Source organism: Euzebyella saccharophila (assembly GCF_014855495.1).
In the GTDB taxonomy this organism is placed as follows: Bacteria; Bacteroidota; Bacteroidia; order Flavobacteriales; family Flavobacteriaceae; genus Euzebyella; species Euzebyella saccharophila.
This window is the reverse complement of the sequence record NZ_JACYFJ010000001.1, coordinates 75,581-93,043: the sequence shown is the minus strand read 5'-3', so window position 1 is coordinate 93,043 and position 17,463 is coordinate 75,581. Positions and strand designations below refer to the sequence as shown.

At 41.5% G+C, this 17,463-nt stretch carries 18 protein-coding genes; 8 read left to right on the top strand and 10 right to left on the bottom strand.

The window, feature by feature from the left end:
* Window positions 1-39 precede the first annotated feature (39 nt).
* Window positions 40-1,119: a phosphotransferase enzyme family protein gene (locus IL355_RS00445; RefSeq protein ID WP_192460255.1), complete on the bottom strand. Its 1,080-nt coding sequence runs from the start codon at window positions 1,117-1,119 to the stop codon at window positions 40-42.
* Window positions 1,116-2,006, bottom strand: coding sequence for a nucleotidyltransferase family protein (locus IL355_RS00440; RefSeq protein WP_192460254.1), 891 nt, complete (start codon window positions 2,004-2,006; stop codon window positions 1,116-1,118). The genes IL355_RS00445 and IL355_RS00440 overlap by 4 nt, the downstream gene beginning before the upstream one ends.
* A gap of 148 nt (window positions 2,007-2,154) precedes the next feature.
* On the opposite strand from IL355_RS00440, the gene IL355_RS00435 reads away from it, so the two are divergent.
* From IL355_RS00435 to IL355_RS00415, 5 genes are all read left to right on the top strand, one after another.
* Window positions 2,155-3,759, top strand: a complete 1,605-nt coding sequence (locus IL355_RS00435) for a sulfatase family protein (protein ID WP_192460253.1) — start codon at window positions 2,155-2,157, stop codon at window positions 3,757-3,759.
* A gap of 23 nt (window positions 3,760-3,782) precedes the next feature.
* The gene (locus IL355_RS00430; protein ID WP_192460252.1) at window positions 3,783-4,163 is read left to right on the top strand and encodes a nuclear transport factor 2 family protein; all 381 of its coding nucleotides are present in this window, start codon (window positions 3,783-3,785) and stop codon (window positions 4,161-4,163) included.
* Window positions 4,164-4,175: 12 nt separating this feature from the next.
* Window positions 4,176-4,589 carry an SRPBCC family protein gene (locus tag IL355_RS00425; protein ID WP_192460251.1) on the top strand — a complete coding sequence of 138 codons (414 nt, stop codon included), beginning with the start codon at window positions 4,176-4,178 and terminating at the stop codon, window positions 4,587-4,589.
* Window positions 4,590-4,604: 15 nt separating this feature from the next.
* On the top strand, window positions 4,605-4,982 hold the full coding sequence (locus IL355_RS00420; protein WP_192460250.1) for an iron chaperone: 378 nt from the start codon (window positions 4,605-4,607) through the stop codon (window positions 4,980-4,982).
* Window positions 4,983-5,089: 107 nt separating this feature from the next.
* Entirely contained in the window at window positions 5,090-5,923 is an 834-nt protein-coding gene (locus tag IL355_RS00415) for a universal stress protein (protein ID WP_192460249.1), read from the top strand.
* A gap of 56 nt (window positions 5,924-5,979) precedes the next feature.
* Here the strand turns inward: IL355_RS00415 and IL355_RS00410 are convergent, their stop codons facing one another.
* From IL355_RS00410 to IL355_RS00385, 6 genes are all read right to left on the bottom strand, one after another.
* On the bottom strand, window positions 5,980-6,912 hold the full coding sequence (locus IL355_RS00410) for an SMP-30/gluconolactonase/LRE family protein (RefSeq protein WP_192460248.1): 933 nt from the start codon (window positions 6,910-6,912) through the stop codon (window positions 5,980-5,982).
* A gap of 44 nt (window positions 6,913-6,956) precedes the next feature.
* A complete protein-coding gene (locus IL355_RS00405) occupies window positions 6,957-8,348 on the bottom strand; it encodes a Gfo/Idh/MocA family protein (RefSeq protein ID WP_192460247.1) in 1,392 nt (463 codons plus the stop codon).
* A 101-nt stretch (window positions 8,349-8,449) separates the two neighbouring features.
* A complete protein-coding gene (locus IL355_RS00400) occupies window positions 8,450-10,042 on the bottom strand; it encodes an FMN-binding glutamate synthase family protein (protein WP_192460246.1) in 1,593 nt (530 codons plus the stop codon).
* Window positions 10,043-10,143: 101 nt separating this feature from the next.
* The gene (locus tag IL355_RS00395) at window positions 10,144-10,533 is read right to left on the bottom strand and encodes a group III truncated hemoglobin (protein WP_192460245.1); all 390 of its coding nucleotides are present in this window, start codon (window positions 10,531-10,533) and stop codon (window positions 10,144-10,146) included.
* Window positions 10,534-10,543: 10 nt separating this feature from the next.
* Window positions 10,544-11,812 (bottom strand): acetyl-CoA hydrolase/transferase family protein, encoded by a 1,269-nt coding sequence (locus IL355_RS00390; protein WP_192460244.1) that lies wholly within the window; start codon window positions 11,810-11,812, stop codon window positions 10,544-10,546.
* A 101-nt stretch (window positions 11,813-11,913) separates the two neighbouring features.
* Entirely contained in the window at window positions 11,914-13,371 is a 1,458-nt protein-coding gene (locus IL355_RS00385; RefSeq protein WP_192460243.1) for a vanadium-dependent haloperoxidase, read from the bottom strand.
* A 179-nt stretch (window positions 13,372-13,550) separates the two neighbouring features.
* Here IL355_RS00385 and IL355_RS00380 point away from each other — a divergent pair, with 179 nt between their 5' ends.
* Window positions 13,551-14,834, top strand: a complete 1,284-nt coding sequence (locus IL355_RS00380; RefSeq protein ID WP_192460242.1) for an NAD(P)/FAD-dependent oxidoreductase — start codon at window positions 13,551-13,553, stop codon at window positions 14,832-14,834.
* Window positions 14,835-14,970: 136 nt separating this feature from the next.
* Here the strand turns inward: IL355_RS00380 and IL355_RS00375 are convergent, their stop codons facing one another.
* Both IL355_RS00375 and IL355_RS00370 read right to left on the bottom strand, forming a co-directional pair.
* Window positions 14,971-15,165, bottom strand: coding sequence for a hypothetical protein (locus IL355_RS00375; RefSeq protein WP_192460241.1), 195 nt, complete (start codon window positions 15,163-15,165; stop codon window positions 14,971-14,973).
* Between the two features lie 54 nt (window positions 15,166-15,219).
* Window positions 15,220-15,504: a hypothetical protein gene (locus IL355_RS00370; protein ID WP_192460240.1), complete on the bottom strand. Its 285-nt coding sequence runs from the start codon at window positions 15,502-15,504 to the stop codon at window positions 15,220-15,222.
* 165 nt (window positions 15,505-15,669) lie between these two features.
* On the opposite strand from IL355_RS00370, the gene IL355_RS00365 reads away from it, so the two are divergent.
* Window positions 15,670-16,827 carry a homogentisate 1,2-dioxygenase gene (locus IL355_RS00365; protein WP_192460239.1) on the top strand — a complete coding sequence of 386 codons (1,158 nt, stop codon included), beginning with the start codon at window positions 15,670-15,672 and terminating at the stop codon, window positions 16,825-16,827.
* Window positions 16,828-16,908: 81 nt separating this feature from the next.
* On the top strand, window positions 16,909-17,463 hold the full coding sequence (locus IL355_RS00360; protein ID WP_192460238.1) for a nitroreductase family protein: 555 nt from the start codon (window positions 16,909-16,911) through the stop codon (window positions 17,461-17,463).

The following is a 17,463-nucleotide window of genomic DNA, read 5'->3' as shown; positions in this document are numbered from 1 at the left end:
TGGTTTGATATAGCCGAAAGTACCAAGTAACCTACACATTTAGCTTTTGGAAGCTAAATTTTTTGCTATTATTTTCTGCATAAAGGAAGTTTGGGCAAGGGCTTTTTTTGTAAAATTGAAGAGACTTAGGCTACGATCATAATTTTGGTTCTCGTAAGCGACTTTGTAGTAAATATTGCCATTTAGGTAATCTGTAAGCGCCCTTATTCCATGAAGAAATGGCATTAAAATAGCACCCCAATGTAGCGTTTCAATTTCTTCTTTGGACAAAAAAGGACCGTTAGCCGCCAAACCCGAAATAAAAGCCTCGAACAACTCTTTTTCAAAAGTGATTTTTTCGTGATTTTGTTCGTCTTCCGGGGCAGTGTTTACGATTGTGCGTACAGCATCTCCAAAATCAAACAAGAATTTGCCCCTCATCAAAGTGTCCAAATCAATAAGGCATAGAGCTTTGTTGGTGCTTTTTGAGAAAAGAATGTTGTTTAACTTGGTATCGTTGTGACACACCCTAATGGGTAGATGGTTTAAATTTACCTCATGCAATAGGTTCAATACTTCATTTGAAAAAGTAATGGCCTCTTCGGCAATTTTTAGCTTTTCTTTGGAGGCTTGGGCCAAAGCCACATTAAATTGGTTTTCGCGTAGCTGTAAATCATGAAATTGTGGAATAGTATCCACATAGTTGTTCGCTTCTGCCTTTTCCAACAATATGTTGAACTTGGCAATTATTTTACCTGCTTCAAAAGCGACATCAGTATTCTTGGTGGTGTTGTGGGCGGTACTATCTTTGATGTAGGTCATCACTCGCCAGTAAGACGGTTCGGCCCCTTTGTTCGTGTAATAGCTCTGGCCTTCCAAAGAAGGAACCAATGTTATTTTTTGATAGTCCGTGTCATTCAGATGTTCAAAGGCATCATGAATATTGTTCATTAACCCATTTATATTGGTAAATACTTTATGGTTGATCCGCTGTAAAATGTACAGCGGATCGTTTCCGTCAAGGACCAAAAAAGTATCATTGATAAATCCGTCGGTAAGCGGACTAAAACTATACGTTTTTTTCGCAACGGAAAAATGGGTCAATAATTGGTTTAGTTGGTGGTTGGTATGGTTATTCATTCGTTAGGCCAAAGTGGCGAACTATATTTGCCGGCAGCGGTCTTTTCATTTAGATAGTTTACCGCAGTCTCTCGGTCACTGGCATAGGTAACGCCAAACCAATCACCTCCAGATGGAACTACCTTTACAGAAATTTCTCCTGCCTGAAGCATGTCTTGAATTATTTTTGGAATGTAAAGCTCACTTTTAGCGCCAAGGTCCGCACTGTCAAGAAAAGCTCTAAAATCACTTTCTATTTTATCGAAGATGGAAGGTTTACATACCCAAAAGTTCATGCTTACATGCTCTTCCCCGGTATACTCGTTTCCTGAATCTTCATCAATTACTTTACCATCCTTGGCCTCTAGTTTTAAGCGCTCATCCACTGAAAGCAAATTATCCCCGTCTACCTTACAAACACCTCTAGAAACCGAACCGTGCTCAGATAGGGTGTTTTTTAGGGTGTAGCCTACCAAGGCATAGGTATTGTCATCTTTATGGGCGCGCATAAAATTAGCGGCGTTTTCGTAAGCGGGCTGTCCGTAGAAATCATCGGCGTTCAATACTGCAAACGGACCGGAAATTACATTTCTGGCCGTCCAAACGGCATGTGCGGTACCCCATGGTTTTGTTCTTTCCCCTTCAAAAGTGCAACCTTGAGGTAAATCAGTTAACTCTTGAGCAAGAACATCTAATTTAATGTTGGCCGGTAAACGGTTTCTTAGATGGTCTTCCAAAAAATTGACATTGTCCTTTTTGGTTATCAGTACAATATGGTCAAAGCCGTTTTTGAGCGCATCGCTTATTCCAAATTCCATTAGAAATTCGCCATTGGGGCCAAGGTCATCAAATTGTTTCAATTTACCGTATCGGCTTCCGCTACCGGCTGCCATAAGAAGTAATGTCATTTTCTGCTGAATTTATTGAGTTCGGGCAAAAATAGGGTTTTATGCCTAAAATGTTGAATGATGAGATATATACATAACATTTTTTTGATGATCGGTTGCACATTGCCTTGGTTTATTCTTTAATTTTCTACGATCAACCCAACCAACTATGAAAATAATTTATTGTTTCTTGTTTTGTTTCTTTTCTACCAACATCATCCCTGCTCAAAATAAGGAAAAGCCTAATATTCTTGTATTAATTTTCGATGACGCCGGTTTAGATATGGGTGCCTACGGTAGTACCTATGTTAACACCCCGGGCTTTGATGCCATTGCTAATGAAGGTGTACTTTTTACCAGGGCTTACACGCCCAATGCCAAATGTGCCCCTTCCCGTGCTTCTATTATCACAGGTAGAAATTCTTGGCAACTGGATGCCGCTGCGAACCACGTCATTTACTTCCCTTCGAAATTCAAATCCTATCAAGAGGTATTAAAGGAAAATGGTTACACCGTAGGGCATACTGCAAAGGGTTATGGACCGGCAATCACCCTAACCGCAGATGGAAAACAGCGGGAAGTACTAGGTCCGGCTTTCAACGAAAAGAGCTTGGAACCCTTGACCCCTAGTATTTCCGATAACGACTACAGTTCTAATTTTGCAGATTTTCTTGAAAGAGCTCCAAAAGGACAGCCATGGAGTTTTTGGGTTGGTAGTCTGGAACCGCACCGAGGGTATGAATATGGTTCGGGAAAACGCTTGGGCGGTAAAACAGAAGATATGATCAAAGACTTCCCTCCCTACTGGCCAGACAATGAAGTGACCCGAAATGATTTGTTGGACTATGCGCTGGAAATTGAAGATTTTGATGCCCATATCCAGAAAATTGTTCAAACTTTAAAAGAGAATGGAGCCTATGAGAATACGTTGATTATAGTGACTTCCGATCATGGTATGCCTTTTCCGCGGGTAAAGGGCGATCAATATGAAAATGCCAATCATGTGCCTATGGCCGCAGTTTGGCCTGCGCAAATGAAAACTAAAAATAGGGTAGTGGATGACTATATTAGTTTTATTGATTTGGCGCCTACTTTTTTAGACGTTGCAGGAATTGATTGGAAAACTTCCGGTATGCACCCAGCGGCAGGCAATAGCTTAAAATTCCTTCTGACATCCAATAAAAATGGACAAGTTGAGCCGTCTCGCGACTTTGTTTTGGTGGGAAAGGAAAGGCATGATACCGGCCGCCCCAATGATGTGGGCTACCCAATCAGAGGCATTCACAAAAACAATATGCTTTACGTAAAAAACTATGAAATTGACCGCTGGCCCAAAGGTAATCCGGAAACAGGTTATTTAAATACCGATGGAAGCCCTACCAAGACGGAAATTTTAAAACTTCGTAGAAATGGCGATGCAAGTTATTGGAAACTTTCTTTTGGAAAAAGAGTGCAGGAAGAACTTTATGATGTGGCGAAAGACCCTTTTTGTATGAACAATTTGGCTTCTGATCCAGCCTATGCGAGCATAAAATCAGCTATGAAAGAAGAAATGGAGGCTAAACTTTTACAACAGGGTGATTTAAGAATGCAAGGTTACGGACACCTATACGAGCAGGCCCCCTTTGTAAGGGGAAGAGATTTCTATGGTAAATTTATGCGTGGTGAAAAACCTAAGGCCGGTTGGGTAAACGATGATGATTTTGAACCTTATTTGTTAGATGGGGATGGTAATGAGTTAAAGCCCGTAAAACTGCTGGATGGGCAATATTAGTTAAGTAATAAAGCATTTTTATTATGGTAAAGTTTGCCTGCAAAACAACCTGTGGGAACGCCCCAAAAAAGAGATTCTTATTGGAGTTCAATAAAGCCTTTGCTGAAGTGGTCATCGATTTTATGATCAATAGTGTTTCCGACAATTTTGAATGGGTCTTGGTAGGAGATAAGTCAATACAGGGAAAGGAAAATTTTAAGGCTGCTTTGGAAACCATGAAAGCCTACCCTTCAAAAGAGATGATTCTAATGAATATCATTACTCACGGCCGTGAGGCAGCCGTTCAAGGCCAACTTTTGCTAAATGACGGTAGCCGGTATTCTTTTGCCGATATCTACACATTTACAAATGCCAAGGGTACGGAGATTTCCAGACTCGTTTCTCATGTTATAAAACTCGAATAAACCTATCTCGTTATGAAAACAATAACCATCGAAACTATTGTAAACAGGAAGAGATCTAAAGTTTGGGAATACTGGAACCAACCCAAACATATCGTTCATTGGAATTTTGCCTCCGATGACTGGTGCTGTCCTCGTGCGGAAAATGATTTAAGGCCTGGAGGTAAATTTTCATCCCGAATGGAAGCAAAAGACGGAAGCATGGGTTTCGATTTTGGCGGACACTTCACCTTGGTGGAATCTCCTGCCAAATTGGAATACGTTCTTGAGGACGATAGGAAGGTTCTGGTTACTTTTGATGACGTTGGTGATGGAACACAAATTACTGAAACTTTTGAACCAGAAAGCATGAATCCACTCGAAATGCAAGAACAGGGTTGGAATGCCATACTGCAAAATTTCAAGAAATATGCAGAGGGGAAATCGTAAACAAAATCCGCTTGAATGAAGATCAAAAAGGTGACAACTGTAGATGCTTATATCGAGGAATTTCCTCCTGAAGTACAGGCCTTACTTCGCAAAATGCGAAATACAATATTAAAAGTAGCTTCGGATGCCCAAGAATCTATTAGTTACGGTATGCCAGCTTATAAAACACAGGGGAGGCCCCTTGTTTGTTTTGCTGCCTATAAAAATCATATTGGTTTTTACGCAACACCTTCTGGGCATGAAGCTTTTAAAAAAGAATTATCAGGGTATCAACAAGGCAAGGGTTCGGTTCAATTCCCTTTAAACGAACCTTTGCCCCTAGAACTAATTGGAAAGATAATTGCTTTTCGGGTTCAGGAGAATTTGGAAAGGGGTAAAAGAACCTCCAAATAGGGGAGCGCTCGTGCTAAAATACATGACGTTTGTCATATTTTTTCAACAAAGGGTTTGGTAGCTTTGATGGTATACGAAAGGTATTAGCAATTAAAAATAGCAACATCATGAAAAAAATAATTGTCCCCGTAGATTTTTCCGAACAATCGGAATATGCCATGAAGGTGGCGGTATCACTGTCCAAAAAGTACGGAGCGGAAATATTCGCCTTGCATATGTTGGAGTTGAACCAAGCTATGATTACTTCCTCTGAAGGTTACCACCCTGAGCAGATGGTATTTCTAATAAAATTGGCAGAAAAACGCTTTGATGACTTTTTACAAAAACCGTTTTTAAAGGATGTAAAGGTCACCCCGATTATCAAACATTATAAGGTGTTTAGCGAGGTGAACGAAATTGCCAAAAAGCATGAAGCGGACTTGGTTGTAATGGGGTCTCATGGAGCTGATGGTCTCTCGGAAATCTTCATCGGAAGCAATGCCGAAAAGGTGGTTAGAACCTCTGATATTCCCGTTATTGTGGTGAAAGAGGAGATGACCGATTTTAAAATTGACCGATTCGTTTTTGCCTGCGATTTTGAACTGGAAAACCTATCCGCCTTTGCACGGGCAAAGCAATTTGCAAAACTTTTTAATGCCGAATTAAACCTGGTATATGTGAATACACCTGGGGATAGTTTTTTGAGTAGTGCGGATGCCTACAAACGTATCAATAAATTTTTGCACGAGGCTAAAAGTACTGATGAGGTGAGCATACACAATGACTATACGGTAGAGAGTGGCGTCATTAACTACAGTGAAAATAATGGCGCGGATGCCATTGGTATACCCACGCACGGCAGAAGGGGATTGGCACATTTCTTTATGGGAAGTATAGGCGAAGATATTGCCAATCACTCCAAAGTGCCGGTCATTACGTTTAAAATTGGCGATGAGCAATAGATTAAAATAGGGTAGAAAAAAAGGGACAGTTTTGATCATCTGTCCCTTTTTTGAATTTATGGATGAATGGACACGGATAAAATTTTTCCTGCCATCATATCTGGTAAAAGTAATCTGCCTTTTTCCTCTTCCAAAAGAAAATCTGCTGCAGATTGCAGGCCGGAAACGAGCACTGTGGTCTCTTCGGTTTTTCCATCGATTTTCCAAACGGTACCTTGCACCCAACTACTTATGTAGTAATTGCCTTGGCTGTCTTGCTCAACCGCATCGGCGCCTCTAAAAGTGCCTTTTAATGGAGTAAGCTTCCCTTCTTTTTTGATTAGAAAATTTCCTTGAAAGAAGGCGCCTACCATTATTTCGCCATTGTTGTCGACACCTACCCCATTGGGATTGGTCATTAAGGGGGAGCCATCTTGGGCTATGGTCACTCGGCCCTTGAGGTCAATATGGTAAATTCTTCCTACCTGGGGTATCTTTTTAGCTTCGTCGCTATCAAGGGGCCAGAGGTCATTATTCCCGTCTCTCATGTATTTTGTGTCGCCCATATCGGCCACATAAATACCTTTTCCATCGGCATCAACCGCCACATCATTAAGGTACAGCGCCTCTTTAGGGAAGTCCTCTTTTTGAACGAATACGCTTGCTTTTCCGTTTGAGTCAACTTTCCAAATTCTGTTCAAATCAGAAAAGTAAAGATGCCCCTCTAAAAATACGATGCCCTTGGGTTCATCAAAACCTTTTGCAAAGACCTTTACACCACTTTCGGATATTTCAGCTACCTCGCCATCACCCTTATCTTTGCCGTTCATCAAGGTTACGTAGTAATTGCCGTTGAACCCTTTGGTTATGCTCTCCGGCTTTACCCCTACGTCTACGGGAAATTGAACTTGGCCGTTGATTTGGCAGGCCCAAAACATAATTAGAGTAAAGGCCATACCTTTTATTGACCGGAAAACGCGATTTCTGTCGCAAGGTGCTAGTTTTTTCATTTTTCAGACGTGTTTTAGTAATAAGCATTTGTTGAATATTTGAATTATATAATTTTCATTTTTGTTGGGTCCCAATTAACAGGCTCCTTTGAATAATAACTTTCGTTGGCAAGTAAGGCAGCCCCCGCAGCCCTTAGACCAAAAGTTGGGTCTTGTACTACCTTGCCCCGACCGCGAATAGCTTGGAATAAATTAAAGAAATGGTCGTGTCTGGCACCTTTATAGTCACTGGGTGCTTTCCAGGTGGTGGTACCCGTACTCAAAGCAGAAGAACGTTTTTCCAAATTCTGATCGGCGTAGCTTTGTTTTATTTTTTCCTGCATTTCTTCGGTAAATGCGGTGAGGGAATATCCACCGGGAACCAAGCCTAATTTAGACCTTTTTAGGGTCACGGAATTTTGGCCTACTTCCATTTCGCCTTCGGTACCCACTAGTTTGAATCCGCCGCCACCTCCACTTCCGGCAATAAAATTAATGCGAAAGGCGGCATTAAAGGCGGCATGGGTGTCTGTTTCAGGATAGTCGTAGAGTGTGATGCTTACATCGGGTACATCCCTACCATCTTTCCAATAGCGGAGTCCTCCAGTAGCCAAGGCTCTATTGGGGCCATGGGAGCTAATGACATGGTTAAGTGTTGAGAACGCATGAACAAATAGGTCGCCCGCTACTCCGGTACCGTAATCCCGGTAATTTCTCCATCTAAAAAAGCGTTTGGGTTCAAAAGGAACCTTTCGGGCATTTCCTAAAAAAGTATCGAAATCGACCGTTTTTTTACTGGCATCCGGCGGAATGGGATATTGCCATGCACCCTCTGCAGAATAACGGTCATTGTAAAAATCCAGCATTACAATATCGCCTATGGCACCTTCTTCATATAGCTGTTTTGCCTTCTCATTACCCAAAGATGCCATGGCTTGGCTTCCTATTTGGCATAGTTTTCCGGTCTTTTGCTGGGCGTCAATAATTGCTTGGCCTTCTTCCCATTTTTGGACCATGGGTTTTTCACAATACACATGTTTGCCTTTATTTAAGGCATCTACCGTAATTTTTTTGTGCCAATGATCGGGTGTGGCTACGATAACAACATCCACATCTTTTCTTTCTAAAAGTTCTCTGTAATCTCGAGTCGTAAATATTGCTTCACCCCATAGTTCCTTTGCCCTGTCTAATCTTCCTGTGTACAGGTCACAAGCTGCCGTTACTTTGGTTCCGTTTACGGTGAGCGCATCCCTAGCATCAAAAATACCTTGGATGCCTACGCCAATAACACCAATATTGATATGGTCGTTCGCCGAATAACTAAATTCTGCATAGGGTCTGTAAAGGGGTAACATCTCGTCCTTGGAGGAAGCAAATACCATGGGGGCAGAAGAAAGGGCGGCTGAACCAAGGGTGGCTTTTTTTAGAAATAATCTTCTAGATGCATTTTTTTTCATGGGTCATTTTTTGGTAAGGTTGGTTTGTAATCCGGTCGAGGAATTTACATTTTTTCAGATGGAATGTCAAAAGTTAATCCCACTGCTATTTTTCATAAAAATTAGTTGGACATGATCCTGGTCAGTTTAAAGAACTTTTGATAGTCTTTTGGAATGTTCGCCAAATTCAAAAGGCAGCCTTCTTCCATATATGGGTAAATTTCATCGTAGGTGGCTACCTTGTACATCCCAATGCGTTTGCTGATATGTTCTCTTCTAAGTTCTGATGGGTGATTGAGACCGGCAGCGGCCACCAGCTCTAAAAAGCTGTGGATAGTTGCCTCTTGATAGTTTTTGATTCTTGGGGCCTTATCATTGACCACCAAACCTTTCATGAGGGATTTATTTTGGGTTGCTACCCCAACTGGGCAGGTGTTGGTATTGCATTGCAATGCTTGAATACACCCAACGGCCAGCATCATGGCTCGGGCGCTATTGCATCCATCGGCGCCCAGGGCAATGGCTCTTGCCATATGAAAACCGGAAATTATTTTTCCGGCGATAATGACCTTGATATCCCTTCTCAATCCAAATCCAACTAAGGTGTCGTGAACAAAAACCAGTCCCTCCCGTGAGGGCATACCCATGGTATTTGAAAATTCTACCGGAGCGGCGCCGGTTCCTCCTTCTCCTCCATCTACCGTAATAAAATCCGGAGTAATACCCGTATGAATCATAGCTTCGCAGAAGTCCATAAATTCTTGCTTTCTACCAATGCAAAGTTTGAAACCGATGGGTTTGCCATCTGAGAGATCACGCAGTTTTTTGATAAAGTACATGAACTCGATAGGGTTGGAAAATGCGGAATGTGATGGTGGGGAATGTACGGCAATACCCGGTTGTATATGTCGTATCTTGGCAATTTCAGGAGTATTCTTTACAGCGGGAAGTATGCCACCGTGACCGGGTTTGGCCCCTTGCGATAATTTTATTTCAATCATCTTCACGGTAGGTCTCAAAGCATTTTCCCTGAATGTCTTTTCATTGAAGGTGCCGTCATCATTTCGGCAACCAAAATAGCCGGTTCCTATTTGCCAGATGAGGTCACCACCACCTTCTATATGATAATCGCTAATGCCCCCTTCGCCCGTATTATGTGCAAAGTTTCCCATTTTGGCCCCTTTGTTCATAGCCAAAACGGCGTTTTTGCTCAAGGAGCCGAAACTCATGGCGGAAATATTCAAAAGACTTGAAGAATATGGCTGTTTGCAGTCTTTTCCACCAATGGTCAACCTTGGAAATTTGCCAATCTCTTGGGGATTTTTCTTGGCGTACATGGAGTGCTCCATCCATTCATAACCAGCTCGGTACAAATCCATTTGGGTGCCGAAGGGTTCGGTATCGTTGGCCCCTTTTGCACGTCTGTAAATAAGTGATCGTAGAATTCGGTTTAAAGGTCGGCCCTCTGTATCGGTTTCCACAAAATATTGCATGATTTCAGGTCTAATGGACTCTAGCATATACCTAAACCTACCAATGACAGGAAAGTTTCTTCTGATTGTGTGTTTGGTCTGAACTATGTCGAAAACCCCCATGATAACCAGTGGTGCCACGATAAGAAACGTCCAAAGTATTGGTTTCCAGAAAAATGAAATGCCAACAATTAAGGCAATGCTGATGAACGAAATGAGCAGAAACTTTTCGCGGACCTTCATATGTGATGCTTCTTGGTTGAGGTTAGCAATTTAGCAAAAATAAAAGTGAAGAAAATGCTAAACCCGCAAAACCAAAACAGGGCTAAATTGACCGTGTTTCGCTATTTTGGTCTCGCTTTGAACATTTCTATGAAAAGCATACTGCTCATCTTTTGAGCCCGATTTTTCGCAATATAGGCGACCTCGCCTTCAAATAGCTCGTCCAAGGTCTCGAACCAGAGGTTGAGCCACATTCCAAAATGTTCCGACTTTATTTGATGTTCCATTTTTCTATCCACTTCATTGTGAACTTGAATTGGATTATTGTGATAGTTTCTTTTCAAAAAGAGTTGGGATTCCCAGAAATTGGTGAGTACCTCAAAATGAGCATCCCAGTCTTCTATAATTTTATTAAAAATAGGGCTTAGGGTGGCATGTTCCCTTATTTTACCGTAAAATTGGGTGACCAAAAGATGAACATCTTCACGATTTTTAATTTCTCTTTTTTTCACCGGGCACCGCTTAATTATTAAAACGTTCAAAAGTAGCTTTTTCAAGTGCTTCCCTGTGGTCAGGATGCGCAATTTGAATAAGTGCTTTGGCCCTTTCCTTGAGGTTTTTCCCAAAAAGATGGGCCACACCATATTCTGTGACTACGTAATGAACATGGGCTCTTGTTGTAGTAACGCCTGCACCTTGTTTTAGATAGGGAGTGATTTTTGAAATACCCTTTGCTGTGACCGAGGGCATGGCAAAAATAGGCTTTCCTCCTTTTGAAAGGGAAGCCCCTCGAATGAAATCCATCTGTCCGCCTACGCCCGAATATTGCCTGTTACCTATGGTATCTGCACAGACTTGTCCGGTAAGGTCAATTTCTATGGCGCTGTTAATAGCCGTTACTTTTGGATTTCTCCGTATAATGGACGTATCGTTGGTGTAGGCAGCTTCTTTAAAATGCACTAAGGGATTATCATCTAAAAAATCATAGAGTTTTTGTGACCCTACCGAAAAACAGGTGACCACTTTTCCTGTTTTTACTTTTTTCTTTTCGCCAGTGACCACCCCTTTCTCGATTAGGGGAAGAATGCCATCAGTAAACATTTCGGTGTGAATGCCTAAATGTTTATGATTGCCAAGATTGTCAAGAACCGCATTTGGAATACTGCCGATACCCATTTGCAATGTGGCTCCGTCTTCAATCAAGCCTGCCACGTGTTTGCCAATTTTAGCTTCTACGGGAGAAACCAGTGCCACCCCGTGTATATGAATGGGAGTATCAATTTCGATGGCATAGTCTATATTTTTAATATGTATAATACCATCACCATGGGTTCGAGGTACGGACGGATTTATTTGGGCGATTACTTTTTTAGCTGTTTCAATGGCCGGAAGGACTACATCAACAGATACCCCCAAGGAGCAGTACCCGTGTTTGTCAGGCGGGGAAACCTGAACGATAGCCACATCTATGGGCAAAATTCCTTGCCGAAACAATAAATGAATTTCACTAAGAAAGATTGGAATATAGTCACCTTGAGTGCTGTTAACCACCCTGCGAACGTTCTGCCCCACAAAGCAACTGTTCATCTTAAAGCTTTCATGATAGGGCTCGTGGGCATATTTGGCATTGCCCTCGGTATGAATGGAAACTATTTCTACATCGGAAAGTTCTTGGTATCGGTCGCACATAGCATCAACCAATGCATTTGGGGTCATAGCGGCCCCTTGAATAAATACTCGATTACCAGATTTGATACAAGATACAGCTTCTGCTTTTGAGACTATTTTCATGGTTAAGAATTTTGAGTTGCAAAGATCAATGCTTAAAAGACATTAAAACATGAGCAATATCATGCTTTGCTAAAATTTGCAACCAGAATTCTAGGAAAATCTTAATTGCCCAGATGGGTGTTGTAGAATTTCCAGGCTTGTCCTGCAACATCCCTCCCTAATTCAAGACCGGCAATATTATCGGCTTGTATATGATAGCCGCCCATCACACGTGAAATACCGGCCATGTTCGCCGTTTCTGTAAAAGTCGGGAACTTTAAAGTCACAGGTTTGCCAAAATGTGCCTCGTCCAATTCTGTCATCGACCCCGGAATAAGAGTTACTTCTTCACCAAAATGATCACTTCCCGTAAATAATCGAAGTGCTTCGGCACAGGCGCCACTGATGGTACTGTGGCCAGAAGTATAACTAGGAAAAGGAGGGCATAGAAAAACGTCTGGTGAATACGGTCTCCATTCTTGTCCCTTCATTTCGATAATCCCTTTTCCCGGACCGCCCCAGGCTTTGATTATTTTATCTTGATAGTAGTCATGTACCAGAGCGTAAGGTCTCGCATAATCATAGAACATTTTTGAATCCCAAGAAGCTATGAACGCATCCATCGCCGTAATCTCTGTTAGAAAGTACATTTTTACATCTTCATCAAGGGTATGGTTGTCTCTTCTTGAAACATCCTGAGCAAATTTTAACCAGTGACCGGCCTGTTGTACTGACTGCGGTCCGTCTCTCATAAATTCGACCAGGGCCTTGTCTTCATCGGTTAGGTTAGCCTGCAAATCTATAACTTCTTTCACCTCTTCTTCCAGCTGTTTGGAACCTACCATTGGAGGAGGGCCTGGCCGAAACTGATCGGCAGAACTCATCGTCATAGGTTTTACATGCTGCCAGTAAGGGGTTAAACAACCAGGGGCGAACTGCCCACCTTTTCCATCGGAGAAGTATTTAGGTTGCCATCGGTTGATATCGGTATTTTCATCAGCTGTATTCACTGGTGAGTAGTTGGTGTAGTCGAAGTAAGGCTCACCATTGGATCCTTTTGTATCACCATATTGGTTGCTTCCATCTTTTTTTCTTGCCTCGATGACGGCTTTGGCTGCTAAATTACCAATCCCTTCAGGGGTTTTTGGATCTAAAGATTTATTATTTGGGTCTAACCCCAATTCTCTCATAAAGTCTTCAAAAAGAGCGGTGTCGGAATAGTAATATTCCTTCATGGCCCCAAAGGCGGCATAACTGATGGCAATCTCTTTATTCTTCAGACTACGCTCTTTGGCTGGCCTTCTTTTTACTTTTTCCAGGTACACCGGCAGCGCGTTGGCATCGTAGCGTGACCACGCATCGAAAATAGACGTAAAGATGAGACCAAGATACCTAGAGGTAATCGTAGGTCTGGGCTTGAAACGTTCTGTATCAAGTGCAGTGGCATCCAAGGCCAACTTACCCCATTTGTAAGCGATGTTCTCGGTGCCCTTAGGTTCATCTTGTTCCATCATTTGTGCATGTAGCGGCCGTAAGCTACATAACAATAACAGTGCTAGCGTGTAATAGAAAGTCTTCATTAGTTGGTTGATTGCGAAATTTAAGGCATTAAATATATAAAAGACGATGAATAGGTGCTGAATATATCTGTTAAAAAATAATATTTAGCCATGTATAGTTTATGGCGGATTACGTTATTAATTCAAGTTAAAAACAACAGTAAAAGAGGTTCTAAGTCGTAATTTTACAAAAAAACCGAATGAACTTACCCAAAACGGACCAAAAGCGCTTGGTTATCATTGGTGGTGGTTTTGCTGGAGTATCCCTAGCAAAAAAATTGAAAGACCTAGACATGCAAATCGTGCTCATAGACAAGCACAATTATCATACGTTTCAGCCTCTTTTATACCAAGTTTCTACAAGCGGATTAGAGCCCGATTCGATAGCGTATCCCATACGAAAAGTCCTAAAAAGACTGAATAACTTTCACTTTAGGCTGGCCAAAGTCAGTAAAATAGAGCCTACTCAACAAAAAGTAATAACCAATATCGGCGAACTGAATTATGATTATTTGGTCATTGCAACGGGGACCAAGACTAATTTTTTTGGTAATAAAGAGCTTGAATCTAATTCAATGCCCATGAAAAATGTTCCTCAAGCTCTGAACATAAGAAGTTTGATGTTGCAAAACTTTGAAAAAGCAGATGATTCCGAAAGTTTGGAGGAAAGGAAGGCCCTACTCAATTTTTGTATTGTAGGCGGTGGGCCTACAGGCGTGGAATTATCCGGAGCTTTAGCTGAGCTAAAAAACAACGTTTTCCCTAAAGATTACAAGCATTTGAATATCGATGAGATGGAAATTCATCTGTTCGAGGGTGCTGGTCGTGTGTTGCCGCCAATGAGCGATCATGCTTCTAAAAAAGCGACCCAATTTTTAAAGGAACTTGGAGTGGAAATTCACTTGGAAACCCTTGTAAGTCAGTATGACGGTGAGACGGTCACCCTTAATGATGGTACTACTATGAAGTGTAAAAATTTGGTATGGGCAGCAGGAGTTACCGGAGCCTCTGTGCCCGGATTGGACGGAAAAACCCTCGTAGATAAACTGAATCGTTTTAGGGTAGATAGGTATAACAGAGTGGAAGGTTACCCCAATATTTTTGCCATCGGGGATATCGCCTATATGGAGACCGAAGATTACCAAAGAGGTCACCCGCAAGTAGCGCAACCTGCTATTCAACAAGGGGAACATTTGGCGGACAATCTTTTTAGGATATTAAAGGGGCAAGATTTGAAACCTTTTAGTTACAACGATAAGGGAACTATGGCTACGGTGGGAAGAAACAAGGCTGTTGTGGATTTGAATAGAATGAAATTCTCCGGGTTTTTGGCTTGGTTCGTTTGGATGTTTGTTCACCTTATGGCCTTGGTCGGATTTAGAAATAGGGTGGTAGTATTCTTTAATTGGGCCTACAATTATATCAATTATGACAAAGCAGCGAGGCTGATCGTAAGACCTTTTCATTCTAAAAAAATAGAATAATTTGTTTTGACGCCTTAAAATAAAATGGCTTTAGTATATTTGTACCGTTGTGTTGTGACCCAAAACCTTCAATAAGGTAAGGGCCAATGAAAGGCTTTCCAAATCGGAAGGCTTTTTTTATGTCTTATGGTTCTAACTATGCGCGTGCAAGAATTACTACGGCAGCGATAATCAGTAGTAGTATGAGAACTATGACTATGGTGTTCCATGGGATTTTTACGGATTTTTTCGTGTCAAGATTTCCAGCTTCTTCCGTAAAATCTACATTACTTGCCGAAGAACTACCTGTCGCGCCCATACTATTTTGCTTTCTTTCTTCTTTCAACTTCATGTGTATGATAATTCATCTTTTGCCAAATCAATCACAGGTTTGGATTTGGTATAATTAGCTTTCAGACTTTGTTGAGTTGGCTCGTTCCGGCTGTTCTAAATTTTCATTTCGTTCCCCGCCTTGGGCATAAAGGGAATTTTCTTCATCGGTCAAGAGGTCTTGTTGATTTTTTTTCCTACCAGGTACATCAAGCTGTTCTCCTGAGAAATCAATGGGATTCTTTCTGTTCTGCAATAGCCGATCGTCACCGTTATCCATACTAAGATTTTTGTCTTTCAGTATTTTAAGGTCTTCTTCGGTTAAATTAGGGTTGTATTTTTTCTTCTCTTCTTTCTTCATTTTGTTATTCTTTTTCGTTTCCTACAATCTATTAATGAAGTCATCAAAAAGTGTTCTTGATAACTGAATTTTTTAACGCATGTCCTATATGTAGGTCTTCAATTCATTACTTCCTAGAGATGAAAAATTGTCGTAATTTTAAAGAACTCACTTAATACTATACTCATGCCCCTGTATCATAAATTGGGAGACGTTCCTCAGAAAAGACATACGCAATTTCGAAAGAAAGACGGTTCCCTACATTATGAACAGTTGTTCGGTACCATTGGTTTCGATGGTATGTCTTCCTTATTATACCACTTGCATAGGCCAACCCAGGTCAAGGAAGTAGGTAAAACCCTAGATGTAGCTCCAAGGGCGGCGGTGGAGTACAATATAAAATCACGATTGTTAAAAGGGTTGCAAGTAAGGCCAGAAGATGATTATCTACAAAGTAGAAAAACTGTACTTTTTAATTCTGATGTACATATTGTGCTTGCGGCACCCCAAAAATCCATGACGGATTATTTTTATAAAAATGCCGATGCCGATGAACTTTTGTTCGTTCATGAGGGTAGGGGAACCCTAAAAACCCTGATGGGCGATATTGATTTTGAATACGGTGATTATTTGCTTATTCCGCGAGGGATGATATATCAAATTCATTTTGATACGCGCAATAATCGATTGTTTATCACCGAAAGTTATCATCCTATTTATACGCCCAAGCGGTATCGAAATTGGTTTGGGCAACATTTGGAACATTCGCCCTTTTGTGAGCGGGATTTTAAACTTCCAAAAAAATTAAAGGCACATGATGAAAAGGGAGATTTTGTTATTAAAGTCAAAAAGCAAGGCCAGTTGCACCATATGGTGTATGCAACCCATCCGTTTGATGTAGTAGGTTGGGATGGCTATAATTTCCCTTACGGATTTTCAATCCACAATTTTGAACCTATTACGGGCAGGGTGCACCAACCGCCTCCGGTGCATCAAACTTTTGAGACCAGTGCTTTTGTGGTCTGTTCTTTTTGCCCCCGATTGTACGATTACCATCCGGAAGCTATTCCGGCACCCTACAATCATTCCAATATTGACTCGGATGAGGTGTTGTACTATGTGGATGGGGATTTTATGAGTCGAAATGGAATCGATAAAGGATATATTTCCCTGCATCCGGCCGGTATACCCCATGGTCCACATCCCGGAACTTATGAGGCAAGTATTGGAAAAAAAGGAACCGAAGAATTGGCTGTTATGGTCGATACTTTCAAACCGTTGCAGTTGACCCAAGCCGCACTCGATATTGATGACGGAAGGTATTTCCAGAGTTGGTTGGAGTAATACTTGGGGTGTTATCTTTTTACTAAATGAGAGGAGTTCTCATTAGATATTGGGTATTTTTGATTTACTAAAAATTTACACGTGATATTAGATTTAATAAGAAAAAGACGTTCTGTCTTTCCTGCTCAATATAATGACAAGCCTATAGCTAAGGCCGATATAGAAAAGGTGTTGGAAGCCGCCAATTGGGCCCCGAACCACAAAAAAACAGAACCTTGGCGGTTTAAGGTCATGACCGGCGAAACCAAAGAAAAGTTGGGTTTGTTCCTTTCACTCAAATACATGGAAAATGTAGCGGACCCGAAACAAATGAAGGCGAAAAAACTTATTGAAAACCCTAAAATGGCCGGTGCCATCATTGCGATTTGTATGCAACGCGACCCCAAGGAAAGTCTTCCCGAATGGGAAGAGATTGCGGCCACTTCCATGGCTGTACAAAATATGTGGCTTTGCTGTACTGAGATGGGAATCGGTTCGTACTGGAGCTCTCCTCCTTTGGTGAAGTTCATGGACGAGTTTTTTGAAATGGAACCTGGAGAAAAATGTCTTGGCTTTTTCTATATGGGTCATTTTGATGGGGAACTGCCAGAAGGCACTCGTGAACCTATCGAAGATAAGGTGGTCTGGGCAGACTGA

Excerpts from the sequence above, each read along its gene's own strand:
- IL355_RS00445 (WP_192460255.1), bottom strand. The coding sequence starts at position 1,119 with ATGAATAACCATACCAACCACCAACTAAACCAATTATTGACCCATTTT.
- IL355_RS00440 (WP_192460254.1), bottom strand. The coding sequence starts at position 2,006 with ATGACATTACTTCTTATGGCAGCCGGTAGCGGAAGCCGATACGGTAAA.
- IL355_RS00435 (WP_192460253.1), top strand. The coding sequence starts at position 2,155 with ATGAAAATAATTTATTGTTTCTTGTTTTGTTTCTTTTCTACCAACATC.
- IL355_RS00430 (WP_192460252.1), top strand. The coding sequence starts at position 3,783 with ATGGTAAAGTTTGCCTGCAAAACAACCTGTGGGAACGCCCCAAAAAAG.
- IL355_RS00425 (WP_192460251.1), top strand. The coding sequence starts at position 4,176 with ATGAAAACAATAACCATCGAAACTATTGTAAACAGGAAGAGATCTAAA.
- IL355_RS00420 (WP_192460250.1), top strand. The coding sequence starts at position 4,605 with ATGAAGATCAAAAAGGTGACAACTGTAGATGCTTATATCGAGGAATTT.
- IL355_RS00415 (WP_192460249.1), top strand. The coding sequence starts at position 5,090 with ATGAAAAAAATAATTGTCCCCGTAGATTTTTCCGAACAATCGGAATAT.
- IL355_RS00410 (WP_192460248.1), bottom strand. The coding sequence starts at position 6,912 with ATGAAAAAACTAGCACCTTGCGACAGAAATCGCGTTTTCCGGTCAATA.
- IL355_RS00405 (WP_192460247.1), bottom strand. The coding sequence starts at position 8,348 with ATGAAAAAAAATGCATCTAGAAGATTATTTCTAAAAAAAGCCACCCTT.
- IL355_RS00400 (WP_192460246.1), bottom strand. The coding sequence starts at position 10,042 with ATGAAGGTCCGCGAAAAGTTTCTGCTCATTTCGTTCATCAGCATTGCC.
- IL355_RS00390 (WP_192460244.1), bottom strand. The coding sequence starts at position 11,812 with ATGAAAATAGTCTCAAAAGCAGAAGCTGTATCTTGTATCAAATCTGGT.
- IL355_RS00385 (WP_192460243.1), bottom strand. The coding sequence starts at position 13,371 with ATGAAGACTTTCTATTACACGCTAGCACTGTTATTGTTATGTAGCTTA.
- IL355_RS00380 (WP_192460242.1), top strand. The coding sequence starts at position 13,551 with ATGAACTTACCCAAAACGGACCAAAAGCGCTTGGTTATCATTGGTGGT.
- IL355_RS00375 (WP_192460241.1), bottom strand. The coding sequence starts at position 15,165 with ATGAAGTTGAAAGAAGAAAGAAAGCAAAATAGTATGGGCGCGACAGGT.
- IL355_RS00370 (WP_192460240.1), bottom strand. The coding sequence starts at position 15,504 with ATGAAGAAAGAAGAGAAGAAAAAATACAACCCTAATTTAACCGAAGAA.
- IL355_RS00365 (WP_192460239.1), top strand. The coding sequence starts at position 15,670 with ATGCCCCTGTATCATAAATTGGGAGACGTTCCTCAGAAAAGACATACG.